Below are 2,756 nucleotides of genomic sequence, written 5' to 3' on the forward strand. Positions count from 1 at the left end.
TTTATGCAAGAGGTCTATTGGAACCTCGCAACTATTCAGAACTCAGGCAAGCAGTTTGTGGTGCTTTAAGCGCAATTACCCTTAAAGATATTCATGGCTGGTTCACACATGGTTGCTATTGTACTTCCCCTTTTGTTGACACTTCCCAGTCACCATTACTTACCTCATTCATGGGAAAACCGCTATAAATCCGTTGAGTATAGGCTACATATCAGGACAGGCACTCATGCCAGAGGCAATCATGCAAAACGGAGAATAAATAATCAGTTTTTAATAACCAGATTTAGTACCACTGATGACTGATTACTGTTCACTGAAAAAACTTGCCACTCTCGACAATTCTCCTTCTCCGCTGCGTTAACCATAGTCGATAATAATAAAAGACAGATCGATCGCTTGCGCTCATGACCGGCAACCACTACCAAACCTTAGAAATCAGCCATAAATCGACCCCTGAGGAGATTAAACGGGCCTATCGGCGTTTAGCCAGACAATTCCATCCCGATAGTCAAAACGATAGTGCCAGTCACGATAAAATCGTCGCTATTAACGCCGCCTACGAGATTTTAAGCGATCCGAGACTAAGAAAGGACTACGATAACCAACTAATCGCCAATTCTCCCGAAAAACGCGCCCAACGCACTGCCAGCGCCCAAGCAAATTACCATCGTTACAAAGAAGCAGTCCAGGAAGACGAAGCCCTGGTTAAACAGTGGTATAACCAGACCTATAGTCCGATTAATCGCCTGATCGGTCAAATTATCCGGCCTCTCAAAGGTCAGATCGATCATCTATCCGCCGATCCCTTCGATGATCAGTTAATGGCTGTTTTTCAAGACTATCTAGAAACCTGTCGCCAAAATCTCGATCGAGCCAAAACCCTCTTTTGCCAACGGCCTAACCCTGCCAAAATGGCCAAAGTGGCCGCTTCTCTTTACTACTGTCTCAATCATCTCACTGATGGACTAGAAGAATTAGAAACCTTTACCCTTAACTACGATGATCGCTCTCTCCACACCGGTCAAGAAATGTTTCGCATGGCCCAGCGTTTACAGATAGAAGCTAAACAGATAGCCAGTCAGTGCCAAAATTAGACCTCTGGTAAAAATCAAAAATTGTTGTTAGGGTTAGGAGCCAGTAGTCAGTAGTCAGGAGAATTAAGAATGAATAATAATCAATTAAATGGTCTATTTACAGATTTTAGGCAATTTAATCATTATTTTTGCCTTTTTTGAACCATGAAAAATTAATTATGCCAGAGCTTGATTAAATCTCTAGCCATGGGCAAAAAAAAAGACGAAAATAGATCAGGACTAGATTTACCCAATCCCTAGCTTAACCCCGATGAGAGACAAACAATCAGAAATTACCAATATATCCACCCCGAGAGATTCTGATCTTTATTCCTTGCCCCCCGCCGTCCAACGGGCTGCTAATATCCTTTTACGTCAGGGAAGAGTCGGTTTTTGGACGCAGATTGTCCTGGGCGTAATTTCAGGAGTTTTATTACTCATTGCTACCGCTAGTTTATTAGGGACGAGACAACGCACTTCTGGTATTGAAATCGGTGTTTTATGTGCCATTGGTGGGGCTGGTTTCTTGGTAGTCGCCATTTTCTTTTCCTCTCGTTATATGAAAATTGCCCGTCAAATGTTGAGGGGTGATCAAGATAGTCGCCCAAAAAAATCCGATACTATTCAGTTAATCCGTCAGGGTTTAATCGCTAATATTATCGGGATGTTTTTAACGATTTTGGGAGCGCAAGCGTTAGCGGGAATCGTCTTAATTAAATCCCTCAATGTTCCCCAAGGTACTTTTAATGTTGCCTCTAACCCCAGTCAATTTGTTAATTCCGTTGACCTGTTAATTGTGCAGGCCAATACTAATACAATTCTCGCGCACTTTACCGGTATCGTTACTTCTTTGTGGCTTCTTAATCGTATTACTTCTAAATAAATATGGCTATGCAACGCACCCGTTTAAGTACGCTGGCTAATGTCACCAGCAGTCGATTTAATAGCTTTTTTGGTAATCCTTGGCGGCGGATTTCCCTACAGATAATTTGTGTTTTATTTGGAGTTTTTTCTGGTCAAGCAATCGTCACCACTGCAGGTCAAACTGCTCAATGGGATGTCACCGCTGCCGGTTTATTGCTGCTGTTTACGGAGGCGATTAGCCGGATTGTTTACCGAAAAAGTGCTCAGGCTAAACCAGCACCGATTCTGCGAGAATCTTTCAATTTACTCAAAATTGGTATCACCTATAGTTTATTTCTAGAAGCCTTTAAAATTGGCTCTTAAATAGGGTTTGCTCCAAGGAGTCAGAATAACAGAATGACATCCCTCACTGAGCAAAAGTGCAAGGTTTTTGAGTCCCTCGGATCGTTTTCTCAACCTTTGTTTCTTGCACTTTTTTGCCCTTTTCTAGCAAGGCTTACACTGATATTCAGCAAACCCTAACTGATTGTCCACTGGAGTTTCATCGGAAGATGGTAATTCTTCGGCGCTGGGAAGAGGGCGATTTTTATTATCGGTAAGGTTAACCATAGCTCCGACAAGCGTGGTGTTTAATTAGGGTTTGCGGCAAAAAGTTTGTTGGTGGGGTTAGGAGTCAGTAGCCGGTCGTCAGTAGCCGGTCGTTTCAGGCTTTGTTGCCCTCTTTTTTTGTACCAGTTTATGTACTATGAGGAGAATAATGCAAGGTTTTTGAATGTCCCAATCCTATTTTCTTGCACTAACATCAGATTTTAACAGGTC

Annotated in this window: 3 protein-coding genes and 2 pseudogenes; 4 read left to right on the top strand and 1 reads right to left on the bottom strand. The window is 42.5% G+C overall.

The annotated features are described in order from the left end of the window. The 4 genes and pseudogenes from MICAI_RS26700 to MICAI_RS00280 form a co-directional block, all read left to right on the top strand. A pseudogene (locus MICAI_RS26700) lies at positions 1-188 on the top strand (hypothetical protein); the annotation flags it as partial. A 216-nt stretch (positions 189-404) separates the two neighbouring features. Then, on the top strand, positions 405-1,094 hold the full coding sequence (locus MICAI_RS00270; RefSeq protein ID WP_008195982.1) for a J domain-containing protein: 690 nt from the start codon (positions 405-407) through the stop codon (positions 1,092-1,094). Positions 1,095-1,344: 250 nt separating this feature from the next. After that, complete coding sequence (locus MICAI_RS00275; protein WP_008195984.1) at positions 1,345-1,956, top strand: DUF3611 family protein; 612 nt, start codon at positions 1,345-1,347, stop codon at positions 1,954-1,956. Between the two features lie 2 nt (positions 1,957-1,958). Further along, positions 1,959-2,300 (top strand): DUF565 domain-containing protein, encoded by a 342-nt coding sequence (locus MICAI_RS00280; RefSeq protein ID WP_008195985.1) that lies wholly within the window; start codon positions 1,959-1,961, stop codon positions 2,298-2,300. A 156-nt stretch (positions 2,301-2,456) separates the two neighbouring features. On the opposite strand, the pseudogene MICAI_RS25525 reads toward MICAI_RS00280, so the two are convergent. After that, a pseudogene (locus tag MICAI_RS25525) lies at positions 2,457-2,546 on the bottom strand (Uma2 family endonuclease); the annotation flags it as partial. Between the last annotated feature and the right edge of the window lie 210 nt (positions 2,547-2,756).

This window comes from Microcystis sp. T1-4, assembly GCF_000297435.1.
Taxonomy (GTDB): domain Bacteria; phylum Cyanobacteriota; class Cyanobacteriia; order Cyanobacteriales; family Microcystaceae; genus Microcystis.

Excerpts from the sequence above, each read along its gene's own strand:
- MICAI_RS00280 (WP_008195985.1), top strand. The coding sequence starts at position 1,959 with ATGGCTATGCAACGCACCCGTTTAAGTACGCTGGCTAATGTCACCAGC.
- MICAI_RS00275 (WP_008195984.1), top strand. The coding sequence starts at position 1,345 with ATGAGAGACAAACAATCAGAAATTACCAATATATCCACCCCGAGAGAT.
- MICAI_RS00270 (WP_008195982.1), top strand. The coding sequence starts at position 405 with ATGACCGGCAACCACTACCAAACCTTAGAAATCAGCCATAAATCGACC.